This is a genomic window from Motilimonas sp. 1_MG-2023 (assembly GCF_030547455.1).
Classification (GTDB): Bacteria; Pseudomonadota; Gammaproteobacteria; order Enterobacterales; family CBDFNC01; genus Motilimonas.
In genome coordinates this window covers 1-710 of record NZ_JAUOPX010000114.1, presented here as the reverse complement: position 1 = coordinate 710, position 710 = coordinate 1, and the positions used below count along the sequence as shown (strand labels likewise).

The following is a 710-nucleotide window of genomic DNA, read 5'->3' as shown; positions in this document are numbered from 1 at the left end:
TCTTGTACACGAACGATACCCGCTTCGATACGACCAGTTACAACAGTACCACGACCTTGGATAGAGAATACGTCTTCGATAGGCATGATGAATGGCTTATCGATTTCACGCTCTGGCTCTGGGATGTAAGTGTCTAGTGCTTCTGCAAGCTCAAGTACTTTCGCTTCCCATGCTTCGTCGCCTTCAAGTGCTTTAAGCGCAGAACCTTGGATTAACGGTAGGTCATCACCTGGGAAATCGTACTCAGATAGCAGTTCACGAACTTCCATTTCTACTAGCTCTAGTAGTTCTTCGTCGTCAACCATGTCACATTTGTTCATGAATACGATGATGTATGGAACACCAACTTGACGAGAAAGTAGGATGTGCTCACGCGTTTGTGGCATTGGGCCATCAGTCGCAGCTACTACTAGGATAGCGCCGTCCATTTGAGCAGCACCAGTGATCATGTTTTTAACATAATCGGCGTGTCCTGGACAGTCTACGTGTGCGTAGTGACGAGTCGGTGTGTCGTACTCGATGTGAGAAGTATTGATTGTAATACCGCGCTCACGCTCTTCAGGTGCATTATCGATAGATGCGAAATCTTTAGTTTCACCACCGTAAGCTTTGGTAAGAACCGATGAAATAGCAGCGGTTAGAGTTGTTTTACCATGGTCAACGTGACCAATGGTGCCCACGTTTACGTGAGGCTTATTACGTTCAAATTT

General features: G+C 46.2%; 1 protein-coding gene. It reads right to left on the bottom strand.

The genetic code is table 11. The features are described 5' to 3' along the window. A partial coding sequence (locus Q4519_RS21655; RefSeq protein WP_303516005.1) for an elongation factor Tu occupies positions 1 to 710 on the bottom strand: 710 nt, incomplete at both ends.